The following is a 3,055-nucleotide window of genomic DNA, read 5'->3' as shown; positions in this document are numbered from 1 at the left end:
GTGAGGGACGAGCGTGACATGAAATAGGGAACGCTCGATAATACCGGAGCCCGGGCGCATTTGGTGCGCTTCAGGGGGCTTGCCCCCGGCAAACGGCAAGACTTGACCTGCATAGCGTATCGGCTGCCCCGTAAGGGCACGCACATCACGCGTACGCGTGGCGTGACAGGCCGCGAGGCTCTATGCGAGCTCGGAATCGGACCTATAATCGACCGGCATCTTCACACCTCCACATCGATCACGCCTTCACAGAGGGTTGCCTCGGTTACCCGTCGGAAGGTGCAGTCGTCACACACTCGGCGCTGCAACGCTCGTGCAGCCATGAAGACGATCCGCGCGACATCTCGATAAGTTGATGTTCGCGGATCACGCGAGCCTAGCCCCGCGCCTCCAAAAGCATCCGCTGTGATGCCCGCAGCACGCTCACGCTAATCCATAGCAACAGCCGCACTCGATTGCTCGAGTCTGCGGACAGGTCGGACACGACTTCGCCTGCGTGATCCGCGCGCGGGGCGTGACGAGCTGTCCGAACCTGGACTGCGCGAAGGGTGCCGTGCCCGGGCCCACGCATCCTCGCCAGCAACTGGCCCGTGACGACCAACAGGAAGAGAGCGAAGCCATGATGCGGTGCCGAACCATCCACGCAGTCCCGGCCCTTGCTGTCCTTGCAGTTGCGTTGTCGTTGGTGTCTTCAACGGTTCTTGCGCAAACCTTCCCTTCGAAGCCCGTCCGTATCGTCGTCACCTGGCCGCCCGGCGGCTCCAACGACGTCGTCGCGCGGGTGATGGCCAATCGGCTGACCGAAACGCTGGGACAGGCGTTCGTGGTCGACAACCGGGCAGGCGCAACGGGCACCATCGGCTCCGAGCTGGTCGCGAACAGCCCGCCCGACGGCTACACCGTCATGGTCAATTCGGCCACTCATGTCGCCAACGCGCACATCTACAAGAAGCTGCCCTACGACACGATGAAGGATTTCATCGGCGTATTGCCGCTCGCCCGGCAGGTCGGGATGCTGGTGGTGCACCCATCGCTGCCGGTGAAGTCGGTGAAGGACCTGGTCGCACTCGCAAGATCGCGGCCGAACGATATCGCCTGGGCATCGACGGGCACCGGTAGCTATACCTGGGTGACGATGGTGCAGCTCCTGCAGATGACGGGGACGAAGATGCTCGAAGTTCCGTACAAGGGCGGCGGTCCGGCGGTGATCGGTCTCATGGCGGGCGAGACCCAGGTATTTTTCGTCGGCATCGGCTCGGTTGCCGCGGCGTTGAAGGCGAAGCGCCTGCGCCCGCTGGCGGTCGCGTCCAGCAAACGCCTCGAGGCGTTTCCCGACATTCCGACGGTGGCGGAAACGGTTCCGGGCTACGAGCTCACGGCGTGGATCGGATCCTTCGTACCCGCGGGCACGCCGCGCCCAATCGTGGAGAAGCTCAACGCCGAGTTTAAAAAGGCGTTGCAACATCCCGACGTGACGAAGATCCTGGGCGCGCAGGCGCTGGATCCGATGCCGATGACGGTGGACGAGTTCGCCGCTCGCCTCAAATCCGACTACGACAAGTACGAAAGACTCATCAAGTCGACCGGGGGTCGGGCGGGATAGATCGGCCGGATCACGCTTCTCTAGGATTCAAGTCGCTCGGTCGAACCACAATCCCGCCCGCTTCGCGGGCACCCCTCCTTGGCCAGGAGGGGAGGTCACTTCTTGCGTTCCATCCGTCCCCTCCTAGTCTAGGAGGGGACGGACGCGACAATGTTGCGGACGGGGTGGTTTCATCCTATTCCGGCTTGATCCCCGCCTCCCGCGCCACCTTCCTCCAGCGCTCCAGCTCCGAGCGCACCAGCGGCTGAAAAACCTCAGGCGGATTGCCGACGGCCTCGGTCCCAAGCGTGGTCAATCGCGACTTCACCTCCTCTGTGCCAAGCGCCTTGACGGTCTCCGCATGCAGGCGCGCGACGATTGCCTGCGGTGTCTTCGCCGGTGCGAAGAACCCATACCAGATCCGCATCTCGAATCCAGGAACGCCCGATTCGTCGAGCGTCGGAAGGTCGGGAAGCAGCGCAATGCGCTTCTTCTCCGCCACCGCGAGGACGCGCAGCTTCCCCTGCTTGGCGAACCCCAGCGTCGCGGTCGGCGTATCGATAAACACCTTCACTTCGCCGGCCAGCAGCGCCGCAACCGCCGGCGAGCCGCCCTTGTATGGCACGTGCTGCATCTGAATGCCGGTCATCGACTTCAGCATCTCGCCGGCGAAATGCGGCACCGTGCCATTTCCGCCCGAACCGAAGTTGAGCTCACCCGGCTTGGATTTAGCGTACGCGAGAAACTCCTTGGCGGTTTTCGCCGGCACGGAGGGATGCACGTAGAGCAGCATCGGCGCCGCGGCCACCATCGTGATCGGCTGCAAGTCTCGCGCCACGTCGTAGCCGAGGCTCTTGTAGAGATTGGGCGATGTCGTGATCGTGGTGCTGGAAATGAGCAACGTATAGCCGTCGGGATTCGACTTCGTTACCTGCTCCGTACCGATCGTGCCGCCCGCGCCGGCACGATTGTCGACCACGACCTGCTGACCGAGTCCCTCGCTCCATTGCCGCGCGATCAGCCGACCGATGATGTCGTTCGGGCTCGCGCCCGGCGGGAAGGGCACCACAAGGCGCACCGGATGGGTAGGCCATGTCGCAGCGGAGCGTTCCTGCGCGACCGCTGTCGCGGCAAGGGATTGCACAAGCAGACATGTCAACAACATGCTCATTCGCACGGCGAGTTTCCACAAACCCATTGAATGCACTCCAAAAAATTACCGTCGGCAATGTAGAGCTAGAAAATGCCCGGCGCAATGCGCGTTGTTCGAAATCAATCGGAACGCCCACGGAAGTTATCATCACCAGCTAAGCAATCCGCAGATATGGCAACAAGTATCCAGGAAATCATCGCGACCAAGCAGCCGCCTGTCCCGGGCCAGCTTGTCACCGTACGCAATCGCAGATTCGTCGTTACTGCCGTCGCTGGGTCCAATTCGCCAGAAGAGCGCGCAGCTACTCAGAATCTCGTCAC

At 62.6% G+C, this 3,055-nt stretch carries 2 protein-coding genes; one reads left to right on the top strand and one right to left on the bottom strand.

Features of this window, described 5'->3' with window-relative positions; translation table 11 throughout:
* The first annotated feature begins 619 nt into the window (after positions 1-619).
* Complete coding sequence (locus GEV05_30925; protein ID MPZ47691.1) at positions 620-1,603, top strand: tripartite tricarboxylate transporter substrate binding protein; 984 nt, start codon at positions 620-622, stop codon at positions 1,601-1,603.
* A gap of 175 nt (positions 1,604-1,778) precedes the next feature.
* On the opposite strand, the gene GEV05_30920 is transcribed toward GEV05_30925, so the two are convergent.
* The gene (locus tag GEV05_30920) at positions 1,779-2,780 is read right to left on the bottom strand and encodes a tripartite tricarboxylate transporter substrate binding protein (protein ID MPZ47690.1); all 1,002 of its coding nucleotides are present in this window, start codon (positions 2,778-2,780) and stop codon (positions 1,779-1,781) included.
* Positions 2,781-3,055 lie beyond the last annotated feature (275 nt).

The sequence above is a fragment of the Betaproteobacteria bacterium genome, from assembly GCA_009377585.1.
GTDB lineage: Bacteria > Pseudomonadota > Gammaproteobacteria > Burkholderiales > WYBJ01 > WYBJ01.
The sequence above is the reverse complement of the archived record's forward strand: the minus strand, read 5'-3'. Positions and strand labels throughout refer to the sequence as shown.

Excerpts from the sequence above, each read along its gene's own strand:
- GEV05_30925 (MPZ47691.1), top strand. The coding sequence starts at position 620 with ATGATGCGGTGCCGAACCATCCACGCAGTCCCGGCCCTTGCTGTCCTT.
- GEV05_30920 (MPZ47690.1), bottom strand. The coding sequence starts at position 2,780 with ATGGGTTTGTGGAAACTCGCCGTGCGAATGAGCATGTTGTTGACATGT.